The sequence below is a fragment of the Elusimicrobiota bacterium genome, assembly GCA_040757695.1.
Classification (GTDB): Bacteria; Elusimicrobiota; UBA8919; order UBA8919; family UBA8919; genus JBFLWK01.
The window spans coordinates 1-1767 of sequence record JBFLWK010000200.1 but is presented as its reverse complement, the minus strand read 5'-3'; the positions used below and the strand labels follow the sequence as shown (position 1 = coordinate 1767).

The window sequence follows — 1767 nt, the reverse complement described above, 5'->3', positions numbered from 1 at the left end:
ATAATAATCGGTCCAGGTATATGGCCATCTTATATAAATAATAACTCTTCATTGATAATTTTTTCTCTTTTAATGCTGCTTTATCCATTTATAACATTTCCGGTGGTGTTAATTGAATACAGGTTTTTAAAATCAAGAAATATAAATGAAAATGGAGAGTCCATTAAAAACTGAAGGCTATATTTATAATAAACTTTTGTTTACTTTCCAGCACACTGCAGCTATGATGGTCATGCCACAATTATTGAAGCTAAAACACATTATCCTCTGGTTATGAAAGAAATAGCCTGTCTGCAAAGAGATACATTTTTGCATGATTCATGTGGAATTACTACTCCAGGTGAGAACAAAAACATTGAATAATGAACTGGTAGAAACATTCCAACGATGGTATCCTGAATTTCAGACCGGTAAAAATCTTGAAAAAATGGCGGCATAATTTTTATCAGCCCTCGGTTTTTAATGGACTCCAATTGCAGTATCAAAAACGACTGTTTTTAATATAAAAATTGCATATAAAATAATAAAAATTATTTACTATACAGGACTTATACAATATAAGAGAGAATTTTACTTTCGGGTGAAACAACATGAAACAACGTCTAACAATTCAAGAAACAGCAAAGATTACAGGCTTAACAACAACGTCTATTTACAGATATATTCGTAAAGGAAAATTACCATGTCACAAAGTGCAACAACATGGAAAAATTATATTTGAAGTAGATATAACAACACTTGAAGAATTTTTAGGTTATAAAGTGCAACAACATGAAACAACAACTTGCAACAACATGAAACAACAGGCAACAACAGGCAACAACCTGCAACAACAGGCAACAACCTTAACCACTGAAAACTTAAATGAAGCTATACAAAAAGCCATAGAACAACAACAACAAGTATTAATGAAACCTCTGGAAAAACAAGCACTATTCCTAGCCGGAAAATATCAGACAGAGAATCAATTTTTAAAAGAACAAAATGAAACACTACGGATGGAAATTGAGCAGTTAAAAGAAAATTTGAAAGCACTACCCGGACATGAGGAGATAAATACAAAGATCCATCAGTTCGAGCAGCAGATAACTGAACTACAGCAAGAAAAAGAAAAAACTACTACATCTCTCCAGGAAGAGAAAACCATCCGGTCAAAGACAGAGAAAGATTTATTAAAACTCCAGGAAGAAAAGCAACAAATCACAGAAATAACCTCCAGTCTCAAAGAAGAAAAGAAAAAACTGGAAGAGCAATTAAAGCTTTTACCTGCAGAACCTGAAAAAATTAATGAAACTCTTCTTCAAAACGCAGAACATCTGCTTATGTTAAAACTTCAGAATGAGGAAATTGAAAAGAAATATCTTGAAATGGAATCTATTTTAAAATCTGAGGAAAAGAAAAAGCAAGAACTGGATTTCAGATTGAAAGTAAAAGATCAGGAGAAGATGGCACTGGCAGATCGGTTAAAATTCGAAGAGGAGAAAAGGAAAGTAGAAGAGCAGGATAAAAAAGAACTTGAAGAAAAACTACTAGCGGAACAGGAATACAAGAAGAAGCAGGTTGAAGAAAAACAGCACCTTGAAGCTGAACTAAAAAAAATACAGGAACAGGCTGAAGAATGGAAAAAGAAAGCGTTAAAGCCCTGGTGGAAATTCTGGGGATAAGAAGTAATGAATGAATTGTAAACATGGATATTTTTAGTCAATAATAGAAGAAAACCGGACTAATATAAAGCCATGAAACGTTTTAATATAAAATAAGTATAAC

The 1767-nt window shown here is 32.7% G+C and carries 1 protein-coding gene; it reads left to right on the top strand.

What is annotated here, in order from left to right:
* Nucleotides 1–590 precede the first annotated feature (590 nt).
* Nucleotides 591–1664 (top strand): helix-turn-helix domain-containing protein, encoded by a 1074-nt coding sequence (locus tag AB1349_14095; protein MEW6558456.1) that lies wholly within the window; start codon nucleotides 591–593, stop codon nucleotides 1662–1664.
* Nucleotides 1665–1767: the final 103 nt, after the last annotated feature.

What these genes read in the sequence shown, in the direction of transcription:
- AB1349_14095 (MEW6558456.1), top strand. Translation starts at nt 591, where the DNA reads ATGAAACAACGTCTAACAATTCAAGAAACAGCAAAGATTACAGGCTTA.